General features: G+C 62.6%; 15 protein-coding genes. All 15 read left to right on the top strand.

Going from position 1 to position 17704, the window contains the following annotated elements; all coding sequences use genetic code 11:
* Nucleotides 1–3: 3 nt before the first annotated feature.
* The 15 genes from leuD (at nt 4) to PspS04_RS17450 (ending at nt 17619) form a co-directional block, all read left to right on the top strand.
* Nucleotides 4–648 carry a 3-isopropylmalate dehydratase small subunit gene (gene leuD, locus PspS04_RS17520; RefSeq protein ID WP_095171328.1) on the top strand — a complete coding sequence of 215 codons (645 nt, stop codon included), beginning with the start codon at nt 4–6 and terminating at the stop codon, nt 646–648.
* A 153-nt stretch (nt 649–801) separates the two neighbouring features.
* Nucleotides 802–1569, top strand: a complete 768-nt coding sequence (locus PspS04_RS17515; protein ID WP_159996881.1) for a class I SAM-dependent methyltransferase — start codon at nt 802–804, stop codon at nt 1567–1569.
* Nucleotides 1570–1622: 53 nt separating this feature from the next.
* Nucleotides 1623–2705: a 3-isopropylmalate dehydrogenase gene (leuB, locus tag PspS04_RS17510; RefSeq protein ID WP_095171324.1), complete on the top strand. Its 1083-nt coding sequence runs from the start codon at nt 1623–1625 to the stop codon at nt 2703–2705.
* Nucleotides 2706–2772: 67 nt separating this feature from the next.
* Nucleotides 2773–3885, top strand: a complete 1113-nt coding sequence (asd, locus tag PspS04_RS17505; RefSeq protein WP_095171322.1) for an aspartate-semialdehyde dehydrogenase — start codon at nt 2773–2775, stop codon at nt 3883–3885.
* A 202-nt stretch (nt 3886–4087) separates the two neighbouring features.
* Nucleotides 4088–5098, top strand: a complete 1011-nt coding sequence (locus PspS04_RS17500; protein WP_159996879.1) for an aspartate-semialdehyde dehydrogenase — start codon at nt 4088–4090, stop codon at nt 5096–5098.
* A gap of 196 nt (nt 5099–5294) precedes the next feature.
* The gene (locus PspS04_RS17495; protein ID WP_159996877.1) at nt 5295–8033 is read left to right on the top strand and encodes a FimV/HubP family polar landmark protein; all 2739 of its coding nucleotides are present in this window, start codon (nt 5295–5297) and stop codon (nt 8031–8033) included.
* Between the two features lie 662 nt (nt 8034–8695).
* Nucleotides 8696–9520 (top strand): tRNA pseudouridine(38-40) synthase TruA, encoded by an 825-nt coding sequence (truA, locus tag PspS04_RS17490; RefSeq protein WP_159998870.1) that lies wholly within the window; start codon nt 8696–8698, stop codon nt 9518–9520.
* A 63-nt stretch (nt 9521–9583) separates the two neighbouring features.
* On the top strand, nt 9584–10216 hold the full coding sequence (locus PspS04_RS17485; protein ID WP_159996875.1) for a phosphoribosylanthranilate isomerase: 633 nt from the start codon (nt 9584–9586) through the stop codon (nt 10214–10216).
* Between the two features lie 272 nt (nt 10217–10488).
* Nucleotides 10489–11409: an acetyl-CoA carboxylase, carboxyltransferase subunit beta gene (gene accD, locus PspS04_RS17480; RefSeq protein WP_095171991.1), complete on the top strand. Its 921-nt coding sequence runs from the start codon at nt 10489–10491 to the stop codon at nt 11407–11409.
* A complete protein-coding gene (gene folC, locus PspS04_RS17475; RefSeq protein WP_159996873.1) occupies nt 11406–12713 on the top strand; it encodes a bifunctional tetrahydrofolate synthase/dihydrofolate synthase in 1308 nt (435 codons plus the stop codon). Before accD ends, folC begins: the two co-directional genes overlap by 4 nt.
* Entirely contained in the window at nt 12697–13350 is a 654-nt protein-coding gene (locus PspS04_RS17470; RefSeq protein WP_159996871.1) for an SPOR domain-containing protein, read from the top strand. The genes folC and PspS04_RS17470 overlap by 17 nt, the downstream gene beginning before the upstream one ends.
* A 98-nt stretch (nt 13351–13448) precedes the next feature.
* Complete coding sequence (locus PspS04_RS17465) at nt 13449–14009, top strand: CvpA family protein (protein WP_095171985.1); 561 nt, start codon at nt 13449–13451, stop codon at nt 14007–14009.
* 41 nt (nt 14010–14050) lie between these two features.
* Nucleotides 14051–15556, top strand: coding sequence for an amidophosphoribosyltransferase (gene purF, locus PspS04_RS17460; protein ID WP_095171983.1), 1506 nt, complete (start codon nt 14051–14053; stop codon nt 15554–15556).
* A gap of 78 nt (nt 15557–15634) precedes the next feature.
* Nucleotides 15635–16846 (top strand): O-succinylhomoserine sulfhydrylase, encoded by a 1212-nt coding sequence (locus PspS04_RS17455; protein WP_159996869.1) that lies wholly within the window; start codon nt 15635–15637, stop codon nt 16844–16846.
* Entirely contained in the window at nt 16843–17619 is a 777-nt protein-coding gene (locus PspS04_RS17450) for an SDR family oxidoreductase (protein WP_159996867.1), read from the top strand. Before PspS04_RS17455 ends, PspS04_RS17450 begins: the two co-directional genes overlap by 4 nt.
* The last annotated feature ends 85 nt before the right edge of the window (nt 17620–17704 follow it).

The following is a 17704-nucleotide window of genomic DNA, read 5'->3' as shown; positions in this document are numbered from 1 at the left end:
AGCATGAAAGCTTTTACCCAGCACACTGGTCTTGTCGCGCCTCTGGATCGTGCCAACGTGGACACCGACCAGATCATTCCCAAGCAATTCTTGAAGTCGATCAAGCGCACCGGTTTTGGTCCGAACCTGTTCGACGAGTGGCGCTACCTCGATGTCGGGCAGCCGTACCAGGACAACTCCAAGCGTCCGCTGAACAAGGACTTCGTGCTCAATGCCGAACGTTACCAGGGCGCCAGCGTGTTGCTGGCCCGTGAGAACTTCGGTTGCGGCTCGAGCCGCGAGCATGCGCCGTGGGCCCTGGAAGAGTACGGCTTTCGCAGCATCATCGCGCCGAGCTACGCCGATATCTTCTTCAACAACAGCTTCAAGAACGGCTTGTTGCCGATCATCTTGAGCGACGCTGAAGTTGACGAACTGTTCCAGCAGGTGGAAAGCACGCCGGGTTATCAGTTGCAGGTCGACCTGCAGGCCCAGACCGTGACCCGTCCCGACGGCAAGGTGCTGAATTTCGAGATCGACGCCTTTCGCAAGCACTGCCTGCTCAATGGCCTGGATGACATCGGCCTGACCTTGCAGGACCACGAGGCGATTGCCACGTTTGAGGCCAAGCACCGGGCGAGCCAGCCGTGGTTGTTTCGTGACGCGTGATTGAACCGAGATTCAGGTAGGTAGTGTCGCCCTGATCGCGGGCAAGCCCGCTCCCACAGTGATTTGCACTGTCACAAAACCTGTGGGAGCGGGCTCGCCCGCGATCAGGCCAGATCAGACACCACAAGGCTAACCGCCTAAAAGGAAGTCCCCATGACCAGCACCACCCAGCACACCCAAGTCGTACAAAAGCAATTCGGTGAACAGGCTGCGGCCTACCTGAGCAGTGCCGTGCACGCCCAGGGCACTGAGTTCGCGCTGCTCCAGGGCGAAGTGGCAGGGCGCGGTGATGCGCGGGTGCTGGACCTGGGCTGCGGCGCCGGGCATGTGAGTTTTCATGTGGCCGCGCTGGTCAAGGAAGTGGTGGCCTACGACCTGTCGCAGCAGATGCTCGATGTGGTCGCCGGTGCTGCGGTTGAGCGTGGCTTGAGCAACGTATCGACAGTCCTGGGCGCCGCCGAGCGGTTGCCGTTCGCCGATGCTGAATTCGACTTCGTCTTCAGCCGGTATTCGGCGCACCATTGGAGCGATCTCGGCCTGGCCCTGCGCGAAGTGCGGCGGGTTTTGAAGCCGGGCGGGGTGGCGGCGTTCATTGATGTCTTGTCGCCGGGTAGCCCGTTGTTCGACACTTACCTGCAGAGCGTCGAAGTGCTGCGCGACACCAGCCATGTGCGCGATTACTCCGCCGGCGAGTGGTTGCGCCAGGTCAGTGAGGCGGGGTTGTTTGCCCGTAGCACCAGCCGTCAACGGCTGCGCCTGGAATACAGCTCCTGGGTCGAGCGCATGCGCACCCCTGAAGTGATGCGCGGGGCGATCCGCGAGCTGCAGCAGGCAATGGGTAGCGAAGTGCGCGAGTATTTCCAGATCGAAGCCGACGGTTCGTTCAGCACCGACGTGCTGGTGTTGATAGCCGAACGCTAGAATTTTTCCGGGCGTGCCTCGTATGGCGCGCCGACTGATGACATGAGGAACCCATGAGCAAGCAGATTCTGATTCTCCCAGGCGACGGTATTGGTCCGGAAATCATGGCCGAAGCGGTCAAGGTGCTGGAGCTGGCCAGCGACAAGTTCGCCCTGGGCCTGGAACTGAGCCACGACGTGATCGGCGGCGCGGCCATCGACAAGCACGGCGTACCGCTGGCGGACGAAACCCTGGAGCGCGCGCGCGCGGCCGACGCGGTACTGCTGGGCGCCGTGGGCGGCCCGAAATGGGACACCATCGAGCGTGACATCCGCCCTGAGCGCGGCCTGCTGAAAATCCGTGCGCAACTGGGCCTGTTCGGTAACCTGCGTCCGGCGATCCTTTACCCGCAACTGGCCGAGGCTTCCAGCCTGAAGCCGGAAATCGTTGCCGGCCTGGACATCCTGATCGTTCGCGAACTGACCGGCGGCATCTACTTCGGCGCGCCACGCGGCACCCGCACCCTGGAAAACGGCGAGCGCCAGTCCTACGACACCCTGCCGTACAGCGAAAGCGAAATCCGCCGGATTGCCCGTGTCGGTTTTGACATGGCCATGGTCCGTGGCAAGAAGCTGTGCTCGGTGGACAAGGCCAACGTGCTGGCGTCCAGCCAACTGTGGCGTGAAGTGGTCGAGCAGGTGGCCAAGGATTACCCTGAGGTCGAACTGAGCCACATGTACGTCGACAACGCCGCCATGCAACTGGTGCGTGCACCCAAGCAGTTCGACGTGATCGTTACCGACAACATGTTCGGCGACATCCTGTCCGACCAGGCCTCGATGCTCACCGGCTCCATCGGCATGCTGCCTTCGGCGTCCCTGGATACCCACAACAAGGGCATGTACGAGCCTTGCCACGGCTCGGCGCCGGACATCGCAGGCCTTGGCATTGCCAACCCGCTGGCGACCATTTTGTCGGTGTCGATGATGCTGCGCTACAGCTTCAACCAGCAAGCGGCGGCCGCTGCCATCGAGCAGGCGGTCAGCCTGGTCCTGGACCAGGGCTTGCGCACTGGCGACATCTGGTCGACCGGTTGCACCAAAGTCGGAACGCAGGAAATGGGCGACGCAGTAGTCGCGGCGCTGCGGAATCTGTAATCTCTCGGGCCCCGCTTGTTGCTGATGCCGGCAAGCGAGCCCACTTTTTGTAAAAGGTGTAGTTGCGATGAAACGTGTAGGTCTGATCGGTTGGCGCGGTATGGTCGGTTCCGTGCTCATGCAGCGGATGCTGGAAGAGCAGGATTTCGATCTCATTGAGCCGGTGTTTTTCACCACTTCCAATGTCGGTGGCCAAGGCCCGTCCGTGGGCAAGGATATTGCTCCGCTCAAAGACGCTTACAGCATTGAAGAGCTCAAGACCCTCGACGTGATTCTGACCTGCCAGGGTGGCGACTACACCAGCGAAGTCTTCCCCAAGCTGCGTGAAGCCGGTTGGCAGGGCTACTGGATCGATGCCGCTTCCAGCCTGCGCATGCAGGATGACGCGGTCATCGTGCTGGACCCGGTCAACCGCAAGGTCATCGACCAGCAGCTGGATGCGGGCACCAAGAACTACATCGGCGGCAACTGCACCGTCAGCCTGATGCTGATGGGCCTGGGTGGCCTGTTCGAAGCCGGTCTGGTGGAGTGGATGAGCGCCATGACCTACCAGGCGGCCTCCGGTGCCGGCGCGCAGAACATGCGCGAGCTGATCAAGCAGATGGGCGCGACCCACGCCGCAGTTGCCGATGAACTGGCCAACCCGGCCAGCGCCATCCTCGACATCGACCGCCGTGTGGCCGAAGCCATGCGCAGCGACGCCTATCCGACCGAGAACTTCGGTGTACCACTGGCCGGCAGCCTGATCCCGTGGATCGACAAGGAACTGCCGAACGGCCAGAGCCGTGAAGAGTGGAAGGCCCAGGCCGAGACCAACAAGATCCTCGGTCGCTTCAAGAGCCCGATCCCGGTGGACGGTATCTGCGTGCGGATCGGCGCCATGCGCTGCCACAGCCAGGCGCTGACCATCAAGCTGAACAAAGACGTGCCGATCGCCGATATCGAAGGCTTGATCAGCCAGCACAACCCATGGGTCAAGCTGGTGCCGAACAACCGCGACAGCAGCATGCAGGAGCTGAGCCCGACCAAGGTCACCGGCACCCTGAATGTACCGGTTGGCCGTCTGCGCAAGCTCAACATGGGCACCCAGTACCTGGGCGCGTTCACCGTCGGCGACCAGTTGCTGTGGGGCGCGGCCGAACCACTGCGGCGCATGCTGCGGATCCTGCTGGAACGTTGATCGGTTGAAGTTGTGAAAGAACCCGTGCCTTGCGAGAGGCGCGGGTTTTTTTTGCCCACCGAAAGTCCGTCATCGCGGGCATGCGTTGAACCCTGTGGGAGCGGGCTTGCCCGCGATGGAGTCGATACAGACACTGCATAATTGCCTGTGCGCCACCCACCCGGTAAAGTGCCGCTCCCCCCGTTTCGCCTGAGGTAGAACCATGAGCCAGTCCTTTGATATCGCCGTTGTCGGCGCCACCGGTACTGTCGGCGAAACCCTCGTCCAGATTCTCGAAGAGCGCGACTTCCCGATCGCTAACCTGCACCTGCTCGCCAGCAGCGAATCGGCCGGGCATTCGGTACCGTTTCGTGGCAAGAACGTGCGGGTGCGGGAGGTCGATGAGTTTGATTTCAGCAAAGTCCAGCTGGTGTTCTTCGCCGCAGGCCCAGCGGTCACCTTGAGCTTTGCCCCGCGTGCGACGGCCGCCGGCTGCTCGCTGATCGATCTGTCAGGAGCCTTGCCGGCCGAGCAGGCGCCCCAGGTGGTGCCGGAGGCCAATGCCCAAGTGCTGGCCAGCCTGAAAAAACCGTTCCAGGTCAGCAGCCCGAGCGCCTCGGCCACCACCCTGGCAGTGGTGCTCGCGCCGTTGCGCGAACTGCTGGATGTGCAGCGCGTGACCCTGACCGCCAGCCTGGCTGTGTCCACCCAGGGCCGCGAGGCGGTGACCGAGTTGGCCCGGCAGACCGCCGAGCTGTTGAATGTGCGTCCATTGGAGCCGCGCTTTTTTGATCGGCAGATGGCATTCAACCTGCTGGCACAGGTCGGCACGCCGGATGCGCAAGGCCACACCCTGCTGGAAAAACGCCTGGTCCACGAACTGCGTGCGGTCCTCGGACAGCCAGCACTGAAAATTTCCGTAACCTGCGTTCAAGCCCCGGTGTTTTTTGGCGATAGCTTTAGCGTGACCCTGGCGTCGGCCAAGCCGGTTGACCTGGCGGCGGTGAACGCTGCACTGGAGGTTGCCGAAGGTGTCGAGCTGGTGGAGGCGGGCGATTACCCGACTCCAGTCGGCGATGCGGTTGGCCAGGACGTGGTCTACGTCGGTCGGGTTCGCAGCGGGGTCGACGACCCGACGGAACTTAATTTGTGGCTGACGTCAGATAACGTGCGCAAAGGCGCAGCGCTCAACGCGGTGCAAGTGGCCGAGTTGTTGATAAAAGCCCTTGTGTAAAAGATACTTGGCAACAATTTTCAGAATGATTCTAGCTGAGCGCTATGCTTGCAAGCGGAGCGCCTGCGGGGGCTCCCTGGCGTGTCAGTGAAATAATCGCGTACAGCCTCATCCGAGGCCTGTGCGCAATGCCTTGTGGCAGCGACAAACAACACCTTCTCGCTGGCCGAGGAATGTTCAAACAAAGGATGAGGCTATGGTTCAAGTTCGCAAACTGGTGTTAGCAATAGCGGCCGCCTCGGCGCTGTCCTCCGGTATGGCGCATGCCCTTGGGCTCGGGGAACTGACCCTGAAGTCGACCCTGAACCAACCGTTGGTGGCCGAGATCGAGTTGCTCGATGTCAAGGACCTGACGGTGGCCGAAGTGGTGCCGAGCCTGGCCTCAGCCGATGACTTCGCCAAGGCCGGCGTGGATCGCCAGGCGTTCCTCAATGACCTGACCTTTACCCCGGTGCTCAATGCCAATGGCAAGAGCATTCTGCGGGTGACCTCCAGCCAGCCATTGTCCGAACCCATGGTCAAGTTCCTGGTCCAGGTGATGTGGCCCAACGGCCGCCTGCTGCGCGACTACAGCGTGCTGCTCGACCCGTCCAAGTTCTCGCCGCAAACGGCCGAGGCTGCCGGGCAAGCCGCGCCGGCGATCAATGCGCCAGTCACCGGGGCGACAGCACAACACACCACCGTGGCCCGCGACACCCTCTGGGAAATCGCCGCCAAGGCACGCAACGGCGGTTCGATCCAGCAGACCATGCTGGCAATCCAGGCGTTGAACCCCGATGCGTTCATCGATGGCAACATCAACCGCTTGAAGGCCGGCCAGGTCCTGCGCCTGCCGGATGCCACGCAAATCACCCAACTGCCGCAGACCCAGGCCATTGCCGAAGTGGCTGCGCAGAACAAGGCCTGGCGCCAGGGCCGTCGCTATGTGCCACGGACCCAGGCCCAGCAACTGGATGCCACCGGTCGTGCACCTGACGCTGCTGCGGCGCAGGGTGCGGCCCGCGACAGCTTGAGCCTGGTCTCGGCCGAGTCGGGCAAAAACACCGGTAAAGGCGCGGTCGGCGACAGCAAGGGCATCAGTAACAAACTGGCGGTGACCCAGGAAAGCCTGGACACCACCCGGCGCGACAATGCCGAGCTGAAAAGCCGCGTGGCCGACCTGCAAAGCCAGATGGACAAGCTGCAACGCTTGATCGAACTGAAGAACAATCAACTGGCCAAGTTGCAGGCTGAAGGCGGCGCGACGCCTGAAGCGGTTGCGTCCGAGACGCTGCCTGCCGAGTCCGTACCGGCCACTGCGCCTGCAGCGACTGACGCTGTACCGACTGCCACCCCTGGCGAAACACCTGCCAAGGCGACACCTGAGCAAACCTACAACGAACTGCTGACCAGCCCGCTGTTGATGGGGCTGATCGGGGGTGGCGCGATTGTCCTGGCGTTGCTGCTGTTGCTGCTGGCCCGCCGGCGCAAGGCGCAGCAGGAAGCCGAGAAGCATGTGCGCATGGCGCGTGCGTTGGCCGAGGAATCGGATTTCAACGAAGACCTGGATCTGCCGGAGAGCAGTTTCGAAGGCCTCGAAGAACCAGCCCCGACTGCCAAGTTGGCCACCGCGCCGACGCCAGCGCCGGTCGTTGCGGCAGTTGTTACCCCGGTGGTAATGACCACGCCGATTGCCGCGCCATTGGTGGCGCCGGCCGGCGAGCGGGCGGACGACGTGCTGGGCCATGCCCAGGCCCATATCGATGAGGGGCGCCTGAACCAGGCCGCCAGCCTGCTCGAGGAAGGCATCAAGCAAGAGCCACAACGCAGCGAGCTGCGCCTCAAGCTGATGGAAGTCCACGGCATGCAGGGCGATCGCGATGCGTTCGTGGTGCAGGAGCGCCAGTTGGTTGCCAATGGCAAGAACTTTGCACAAGTTGAAGAGCTCAAGAGCCGCTTCCCGGCCATGGCGGCGGTCGCTGCAGTCGGTGGTATCGCTGCCGCTGCGGTAGCGGCCGAGCTGGATGCGCAATACGTCAAGGACCTGCTGCTGGACGAGCCGCAAGAACCTGCGCCGAGCGCTGAAGAACCGGCGCTGGACGATGATTTCGACAGTGCCTTCGACCTCGACCTGGACGCACCACAGGCCGCCCCGCCAGTAGAGCCGGCTGCAGCAGTGACGGCGCTGGAAGATGACTTCGACAGCGCCTTTGATCTCGACCTGGATCAGCCCGAGGAGCCGGTTGCGGCACCAGTTGCGCCAGCAGAAGTTGCGCTGGATGACGACCTCGACGCTGCCTTCGATCTCAGCCTGGACGAACTGGAGGCGGTGTCGCCGGCCGTGGTCGCGACCGAACCGGTTGCCGACCTGGAAGACTTCCCGCTGGACGACGATCTGAGTTTCGAGTCGCCGGCTGAGGCGCCGCAAAGCCCGGCCGACCTGGCGGATTTCGACCTGGACCTGGCTGGCGATGTACCGGAGTCGGTCCTGGCTGAGGACGCCGCGGTCCTGGGCCTGGACGATGAGCCCCAGGACCTGGCCGTAAGCGAGGAGCCGGCGGTAGCCGAAGTGACGCCTGACGACCTGGAGTTACCGGCGGATTTCGACCTGTCCCTGGCTGATGAGATGGATGCACCCGCCACATCGGATGACTTCATCACCGACCTGGATGATGTTCACGCTGAACTGGACCGTTTTGCCGAGGATCTCGAACATCCGCCTATCGGCGAGCCGAGCTTCACCGCCGAAGACGCGGCGCTGGCGATGGACAACGACGAACCGGAGTTCGACTTCCTGTCGGGCACCGATGAAGTCGCTACCAAGCTGGACCTGGCCCAGGCCTACATCGACATGGGCGACAAGGACGGCGCGCGGGATATTCTCGGTGAGGTCCTCAGCGAGGGCAACGACGGACAGAAAGGCGAAGCCAAGGAGATGCTTGCTCGTCTGGTGTGATTGAGCGGCTCTGGGCGTGATGGGGCGGGTGGATCAAGAGCAGCAGGCGAGCTAACGCTCGGCCTGTTGAGTGGTAAGGGCGGGCGAGGCGGCCTACCGGCCGGCCTGGCTTTACCTGGTGTACGAATTTCCCCTGTGGGAGCTAGCCTGCTAGCGATGGGGCCGGTCCATTCAACATCTATGGTGCCTGACCCACCGCTATCGCTGGCAGGCCAGCTCCCACAGGTTGAGTAGGTGTACCCAAAATCTACGAACACCCCAGAACTACTGTGGGAGCGGGCTTGCCCGCGATGGGGCCGGCCCATTCAACATCGATGGTGGCTGACATACCGCTATCGCGGGCAAGCCCGCTCCCACAGGTTAAGTGGGTGTACCCAAAATCTGCGAACACCCAGAACTACTGTGGGAGCGGGCTTGCCCGCGATGGGGCCGGCTCATTCAACATCGATGGTGGCTGACATACCGCTATCGCGGGCAAGCCCGCTCCCACAGGTTTGTTGGCCGTACGCAAAATTTGCGGGTAGCCAGATTCACTGTGAGCAAGCACAAAACAAAAAACAGCGCGAACATGGCATCCCCGGCGCACACCCTTATAATGCCCGCCTTAGCGTAAATCAGCAGGCTGTCACCCCTTGGCAAATATAGATAACCCGGCCGCCGAAATGGCGGCCGACGGCTTTTTCCGGATCGCGTTGGGCGTCGAATACAAAGGCTCGCGCTACCGCGGCTGGCAGCGCCAGGCCTCCGGCGTGGCCACCGTGCAACAAGCCCTCGAGACGGCCTTGTCGAAAGTCGCCGATTCGCCGGTGTCCCTGCATTGCGCGGGGCGCACCGATGCCGGTGTGCACGCCTGTGGCCAGGTGGTGCATTTCGACACCCAGGTGGAGCGTTCGCTGAAGGCCTGGGTCATGGGCGCCAACATCAACTTGCCCCACGACATCAGCGTCAGTTGGGCCAAGGTCATGCCGGCGGATTTCCATGCGCGCTTCAAGGCCATTGCCCGACGTTATCGTTATGTCATCTACAACGACCAGATCCGCCCGGCCCACCTCAACGAGGAAGTGACCTGGAACCATCGGCCGCTGGATGAGCAACGCATGGCCGAAGCTGCGCAGCATTTGCTCGGTACGCACGATTTCAGCGCCTTTCGCGCGGGGCAGTGCCAGGCCAAGTCGCCGGTCAAGCAGATCCATCACCTGCGCGTGACCCGGCACGGCAAAATGATCGTGCTGGACATTCGCGCCAGTGCCTTCCTGCATCACATGGTGCGTAACATTGCCGGGGTGCTGATGACCATCGGTACCGGCGAGCGTCCGGTGGAGTGGGCCAAGGAGGTGCTGGAGAGCCGGATCCGCCGCACGGGCGGGGTCACGGCCCATCCCTTCGGGCTGTACCTGGTGCAGGTCGAGTACCGTGATGAATTCCCGCTGCCAGAGCGTTACATCGGGCCGCATTTCCTCACCGGCTTCTCGGAACTTGACGGCTGACGCCCGCCAATGCATTTGCTACCATCCGGGACTTTCCCGGATTTGCCCTGAGGTTCCCCCGACATGCCAGCCGTTCGCAGCAAAATTTGTGGGATTACCCGCATTGAAGACGCGCTGGCGGCGGTCGAGGCCGGGGCCGATGCCATCGGGTTGGTGTTCTACGCCAAGAGCCCGCGGGCGGTCACGGTCCAGCAGGCGCGGGCAATTATCGCCGCGCTGCCGCCGTTCGTGACCACCGTGGGTTTGTTCGTCAACGCCAGTCGCTGCGAGCTCGGCGAGATCCTCGATGCCGTGCCGCTGGACCTGTTGCAGTTCCATGGTGATGAAACCCTGGCCGATTGCGAAGGCTGGCACCGGCCCTATATCAAGGCCCTGCGGGTCAAGGCCGGGGACGATATCGCCGCTGCCTGTGATGCCTACCCGAGTGCCAGTGGGATCTTGCTCGATACCTATGTCGAAGGAGTGCCCGGTGGAACCGGCGAGGCCTTCGACTGGTCATTGATACCGCCGGGTTTGCGCAAGCCGATTATCCTGGCCGGCGGCCTGACCCCGGACAACGTGGCGCAGGCCATTGCCCGGGTCCGGCCGTACGCGGTGGATGTCAGTGGTGGGGTAGAGCAGGGCAAGGGCATCAAGGATCACGCAAGGATTCACGCATTTATGCAGGCCGTACGCAGCAGCACCGCGACGATGTGACGGCTGGCAGTCTGCCGCCGTCCACTGCATGGTACAAAACATGCGCTGCACACAGCAGGCAGGCGTCGCCTTCGGGCGGGCCAGAACCGAAGTGGCAACCCCAAGCGCGGGTTGTCTGGATGGCTGAGGATGGAGTGCGTTGCAGGCAGGTCACGGCCTAGTGCTGACCGCCGTAGCGTACCGATCATCGCCGCACACATGAATTTAGCTCAAGGGCATACACGGGGCTGCGAACCAGAGCGTTCGGGCCGCCGGTACTGGAGAAAGAAAGCATGAGCAACTGGTTAGTAGACAAACTGATCCCTTCGATCATGCGTTCCGAGGTGAAAAAAAGCTCGGTGCCTGAAGGTCTGTGGCACAAGTGCCCATCCTGCGAGGCGGTGCTGTACCGTCCGGAACTGGAAAAGACCCTGGATGTTTGCCCCAAGTGCAATCACCACATGCGCATTGGCGCCCGTGCACGGATCGACATCTTCCTCGACGCTGAAGGCCGTGCCGAATTGGGCGCCGAGCTGGAGCCGGTTGACCGTCTGAAATTCCGCGACGGCAAGAAGTACAAGGACCGCCTGACTGCTGCCCAGAAGCAGACCGGTGAAAAAGACGCCCTGATCTCCATGAGCGGTACCCTGTTGGGCATGCCGGTGGTGGTGTCGGCGTTCGAATTCTCCTTCATGGGCGGTTCCATGGGCGCGATCGTCGGCGAGCGCTTCGTGCGTGCGGCCAACTATGCGCTGGAGCACCGTTGCCCGATGATCTGCTTCGCCGCTTCCGGTGGCGCGCGGATGCAGGAAGCCCTGATCTCGTTGATGCAAATGGCCAAGACCTCGGCGGTCCTGGCGCGTCTGCGTGAAGAAGGCATTCCGTTCATCTCGGTACTGACCGACCCGGTCTACGGCGGCGTTTCCGCCAGCCTGGCGATGCTGGGCGACGTGATCGTCGGCGAACCCAAGGCCCTGATCGGCTTCGCCGGTCCGCGCGTGATCGAGCAGACCGTACGTGAAAAACTGCCAGAAGGCTTCCAGCGCAGCGAGTTCCTGCTGGAGCACGGCGCCATCGATATGATCATTGCCCGTTCCGAGCTGCGTCCACGCCTGGGTAACCTGCTGGCGCAACTGATGGGCCTGCCGACGCCTGAGTTCGTCGCCGCACCTATCGAGCCAATCGTGGTTCCGCCGGTGCCTGCCAACCTATGACCCAACGTACCCTTGGCGAATGGCTCGCCTACCTTGAGCAGTTGCATCCGTCCGCCATCGACATGGGGCTTGCGCGCTCGCAAGAGGTAGCGTCCCGGATGGGGCTGGGCAAGCCGGCGCCTCGGGTGATCACGGTCACCGGCACCAATGGCAAGGGTTCTACCTGTGCGTTCGTGGCTTCCTTGCTGCGCGCGCAGGGCCTGAAGGTGGGTGTCTACAATTCTCCGCATCTGCTGCATTACAACGAGCGGGTGCAGGTCAATGGCGTGTTGGCCACTGACGAACAGCTGTGCGAGGCCTTCACTGCGGTGGAGGTGGGCCGTGGCGAAATCTCCCTGACCTACTTCGAAATGGGCACCCTGGCGGCGTTCTGGCTGTTCCAGCGCGCAGGTCTGGATGCGGTGGTTCTGGAAGTTGGTCTTGGCGGGCGCCTGGACACGGTCAACCTGGTGGATGCAGATATCGCGCTGGTCACCAGTATCGGTGTCGATCATGCCGACTACCTGGGCAATACCCGGGAATCGGTGGCCTTCGAGAAGGCCGGGATTTTCCGCCACGGCGCCCCGGCGCTGTGTGGCGACCTCAATCCACCACAACCCCTGCTGGACAAGGCGCGCGAGCTGGCCTGCCCATTTTTCCTGCGGGGTCGGGATTTTGACCTGGGCCTGACGGACCAGCACTGGCAGTGGCGCGGTGTCGACGGCCAGGGGCGTACGCTTGAGCTGCGGGATCTGCCATTGCTCGACCTGCCGATGGAAAACGCGGCACTGGCGCTGCAGGCCTACGCCTTGCTGGACTTGCCTTGGGTGCCTGAGCAGATTGCCACGGCATTGCAGGCGACCCGCGTGGTTGGGCGCCTGGATCGGCGTCAGTTCAACTGGCAGGGCAAGCGCCTGAACCTGATGCTGGACGTCGGGCACAATCCGCACGCGGCCGAGTACCTGGCGCAGCGCCTGGCCCGGCGGCCGGTGGCGGGTCGGCGCCTGGCGGTCTTCGGATTGCTGGCCGACAAGGATCTTGATGGAGTTGTCGGTGAATTGAGTGCTAGTGTCCAGCACTGGGCTGTCGCCCCGCTGGATTCTGCGCGCGCCCGCCCGGTTGCGGATATACAGGCCGCGTTGCAGAACCTTGGCGCGTCCGTGACCTCCTATGCAAGTGTGGCTGAAGCCCTGGAAGGGCAGAGCGCGCAGGCAACGGCAGACGACGAGATTCTGCTGTTCGGATCATTTTATTGTGTCGCCGAGGCCCTTGAATGGCTCGCTCGGCACTCCACGGAGGAAGCTGCAGATGGCTTTGCTGGATAACGCGTACAAGCAGCGGATGGTCGGTGCACTGGTGCTGGTGGCCCTGGCGGTGATTTTCCTGCCGATGATGTTCTCCCGTGAGGATGAACAGCGCCAGGTGGTGGTCCAGGCTCCGGCCGCACCACAGGCGCCGGCCATGCCTCAGGTCCAGGTCGAGCCGGTGGTGGTTCCCGAGCCACAAGCGCTGCCGCAGGAACCTGTGCCCAGCGATGCCGAAATTGCCATGGAGCAGGCACCGGCCGCGAGCACGCCAACTGTCGCCCCGAGCGCACCGATCGTCGCGGCGCCGGTGGTGGCCAAGCCAGTTACTCCGCCGCCAGCACCCAAGCCAGTACCTGCTCCGGCTGTGCCCGCCAGCAAGCCTGACACCACCCAGAGTCGGGTCGATGCCAATGGCCTGTCGGTCAGCTGGTCGGTGCAACTGGCCAGCCTGGCCAATCGTGAAAGCGCCGAAAGCCTGCAGAAAACCCTGCGCAGCCAGGGCTACAACGCCTATATCCGCACCGCGGATGGCAAGAATCGGGTGTTCGTCGGGCCGCTGATCGAGCGCGCCGAAGCCGACCGTCTGCGTGACCTGCTGAACCGCAAACAGAACCTCAAGGGTTTTGTGGTGCGTTTCCAGCCCGAGCGCGGCTGAAACGATCGTCCCTATTTGAAATGCACTGAAAATCGCAGCTTACCGATAGCCATGGGCTCTGCTAAAATGCGCCGCCTTATCCATCTGTAGGCTGTACTGTGCCATTTACCTGGGTTGACTGGGCGATCGTTGCAATCATCGCCATCTCCGCTTTGATCAGTCTGAGCCGCGGCTTCGTAAAAGAAGCATTATCGCTGGTGACCTGGATCATCGCAGGAGCCGTTGCCTGGATGTTTGGTGGCTCATTGTCCGAGTACCTCGCCGGATACATCGAAACACCTTCGGCCCGCGTGATCGCCGGCTGCGCCATCTTGTTTGTGGCCACCCTCGTGGTGGGTGCAATGATCAATTATCTTATCGGCGAACTGGTTCGCGTCACCGGCCTCTCCGGGACCGATCGATTCCTCGGCATGGCCTTCGGTGCGGCGCGTGGCGCCTTGCTGGTGGTCACCGCAGTCGGGCTGTTGAGCCTGGGCCCGGTACAGCAGGATTCATGGTGGCAGGAGTCGCGGCTCGTGCCACAATTTCTATTGGTTGCAGACTGGTCCAAAAACCTCATATTGGGGTGGAGCAGTCAGTGGCTGGCCAGCGGTATCAGCGTACCCGCTGACATACCGTTCAAGGAGCACCTCTTGCCGACGGCGAAAACGCCGCAGTGAGTCGTGTTCAGTTCAGTTTCATTAAGTAGGGGTTGCGTCGCATGTGTGGCATCGTCGGTATCGTCGGTAAGTCGAACGTCAATCAGGCGCTGTATGACGCGCTAACCGTCCTCCAGCACCGCGGCCAGGACGCTGCCGGGATTGTGACCAGCCACGACGGCCGGTTATTTCTGCGCAAGGACAATGGTCTGGTACGTGACGTGTTTCATCAGCGTCACATGCAGCGCCTCGTCGGCCACATGGGCATTGGCCATGTGCGTTATCCGACTGCCGGTAGCTCGACCTCGGCCGAAGCTCAACCGTTTTACGTCAACTCGCCATATGGCATCACCCTGGCGCACAACGGCAACCTGACCAACGTTGAACAGTTGGCCAAGGAGATCTACGAGTCTGATCTGCGCCACGTCAATACCAACTCCGACTCGGAAGTGCTGCTCAACGTGTTCGCTCACGAACTGGCCCAGCGCGGCAAGTTGCAGCCAACCGAAGAAGACGTGTTCGCTGCCGTCACCGATGTGCACAACCGTTGCATAGGTGGCTACGCGGTCGTGGCGATGATCACCGGCTACGGTATCGTCGGCTTCCGCGACCCGCACGGCATCCGTCCGATCGTCTTCGGCCAGCGTCACACCGACGAAGGCGTCGAGTACATGATCGCCTCCGAGAGCGTGTCCCTGGACGTGCTGGGCTTTACCCTGATCCGCGACCTGGCGCCGGGCGAAGCGGTCTACATCACTGAAGAGGGCAAGCTGCACACCCGTCAGTGCGCGACCAACCCGTCCCTGACTCCGTGCATCTTCGAACACGTGTACCTGGCGCGTCCGGACTCGATCATCGACGGCGTGTCGGTGTACAAGGCTCGCCTGCGCATGGGTGAGAAGCTGGCCGAGAAGATCCTGCGCGAGCGTCCCGAGCACGACATCGACGTGGTCATCCCGATTCCGGACACCAGCCGCACCGCGGCCCTGGAATTGGCGAACCACCTGGGCGTGAAGTTCCGCGAAGGTTTCGTGAAAAACCGCTACATCGGCCGGACCTTCATCATGCCGGGCCAGGCAGCGCGGAAAAAATCCGTACGCCAGAAGCTCAACGCCATCGAGCTGGAGTTCCGCGGCAAGAACGTGATGCTGGTGGACGACTCGATCGTGCGCGGCACCACCTGCAAGCAGATCATCCAGATGGCCCGTGAAGCTGGCGCCAAGAATGTCTACTTCTGCTCCGCGGCACCGGCCGTGCGTTACCCGAACGTCTACGGCATCGACATGCCAAGCGCTCACGAACTGATCGCGCACAATCGTTCGACCCAGGACGTGGCCGACCTGATCGGTGCTGACTGGCTGATCTATCAGGACCTGCCTGACTTGATCGAAGCGGTCGGCGGCGGCAAGATCAAGATCGAAAAGTTCGATTGCGCAGTGTTCGACGGCAAGTACGTCACCGGCGACGTCGACGAGGCTTACCTGAACAAGATCGAGCAGGCGCGTAACGACGCCTCCAAGGTCAAGACCCAGGCAGTCAGTGCGATCATCGATCTGTACAACAACTGAGTTTCTACCGGCCCTGAGGGGCCGGTTTTGTATCTACTACAGGCTCTTCATGACAAGAGCAGGGCAAGGAGTGACAGCATGAGTCAGGATTGGGATGCCGGTCGGCTGGACAGCGACCTCGATGGCGTAGCGTTCGATACCCTGGCCGTACGTGCCGGCCAGCACCGCACGCCGGAGGGCGAACACGGTGATCCGATGTTCTTCACCTCCAGCTATGTGTTCCGTACCGCGGCCGATGCTGCGGCGCGCTTTGCTGGCGAAGTGCCGGGCAACGTCTACTCGCGCTACACCAACCCCACTGTGCGGGCGTTCGAGGAGCGCATTGCCGCCCTCGAAGGCGCCGAGCAGGCGGTGGCCACGGCCACTGGCATGGCGGCAATTCTTGCGGTGGTGATGAGCCTGTGCAGTGCTGGCGACCATGTGCTGGTGTCGCGCAGTGTGTTTGGTTCGACCATCAGCCTGTTTGAGAAGTACTTCAAGCGCTTTGGCATCGAAGTCGACTACGTCCCCCTGGCGGACCTGTCCGGCTGGGGCGCGGCGATCAAGTCCAACACCAAACTGCTGTTCGTCGAGTCGCCGTCCAATCCGTTGGCCGAACTGGTGGACATCAGCGCATTGTCCGAAGTCGCGCACGCCAAAGGCGCAATGCTGGTGGTCGACAACTGCTTCTGCACGCCTGCCTTGCAGCAACCGCTCAAGCTCGGCGCGGACGTCGTGGTGCACTCGGCCACCAAGTTCATCGACGGCCAGGGCCGGTGCATGGGCGGCGTGGTGGCTGGGCGCAGCGAGCAGATGAAGGAAATCGTCGGCTTCCTGCGTACAGCCGGGCCGACCCTGAGCCCGTTCAACGCCTGGATCTTCCTCAAGGGCCTGGAAACCTTGAGCCTGCGCATGAAGGCGCACTGTGCCAACGCCCAGCAACTGGCCGAATGGCTGGAGCAGCAGGACGGTATCGAGAAAGTGCATTACGCCGGCCTCAAGAGCCACCCGCAGCACGAGTTGGCCCAGCGCCAGCAGAAGGGCTTTGGCGCGGTCGTGAGCTTCGAGGTCAAGGGTGGCAAAGAAGGCGCATGGCGCTTCATCGATGCCACCCGGCTGATCTCGATCACCGCCAACCTGGGTGACAGCAAGACCACCATTACCCACCCAAGCACCACCTCTCATGGGCGCCTGGCGCCACAGGAGCGCGAGGCGGCGGGTATTCGTGACAGCCTGATCCGGATTGCCGTCGGCCTCGAAGATGTGGTCGACCTGCAAGCGGACCTGGCGCGCGGGCTGGCTGCCTTGTGATCGAGATCGCAACGCCTGCTAGCGGCAGCAATGGCCGGGTTGCCCTGGTCACAGGTGCTGCCCGCGGCATCGGTCTGGGGATTGCCGCCTGGTTGATCAGCGAAGGCTGGCAGGTGGTGCTGACCGATCTCGACCGTGAGCGTGGTTCCAAGGTTGCCAAGGCGTTGGGTGAGCATGCCTGGTTCATCACTATGGACGTTGCCGATGAGCAGCAAGTGACCCAGGGCGTTGCCGAAGTACTGGGGCAGTTTGGGCGCCTGGATGCCCTGGTGTGCAACGCGGCGGTTGCCGACCCGCGCAATATCACCCTGGAAAGCCTCGACCTGGCCTACTGGAATCGGGTGTTGGCGGTCAACCTCAGTGGGCCAATGCTGTTGGCCAAGCACTGTGCGCCGTATCTGCGGGCCCACAACGGTGCCATCGTCAACCTGGCCTCGACCCGGGCCGGGCAGTCGGAACCTGACACCGAGGCCTACGCGGCGAGCAAGGGCGGCTTGCTGGCCTTGACCCACGCCCTGGCCATCAGCCTTGGCCCGGAAGTCCGGGTCAATGCGGTCAGCCCTGGCTGGATCGATGCCCGCGACCCGTCGGCGCGACGTGCCGAACCATTGAGTGATGCCGATCATGCCCAGCATCCGGCGGGCAGGGTAGGTACGGTCGAAGATGTCGCGGCGATGGTAGCGTGGCTGCTGTCGCGCAATGCCGGGTTTGTCACCGGCCAGGAGTTCGTGGTCGACGGCGGCATGACCAAGAAGATGATCTACGAGCAGTGAAGGGCAGCGACAAGTAAAAGCCGGTCGCAGGCGTCACTGCCTGCGCACCACTGCTTTGACTTGGAGCGTGCCGCTTGTGGCTTTC

The sequence above is a fragment of the Pseudomonas sp. S04 genome (assembly GCF_009834545.1).
Lineage (GTDB): Bacteria > Pseudomonadota > Gammaproteobacteria > Pseudomonadales > Pseudomonadaceae > Aquipseudomonas.
The sequence above is the reverse complement of the archived record's forward strand: the minus strand, read 5'-3'. Positions and strand labels throughout refer to the sequence as shown.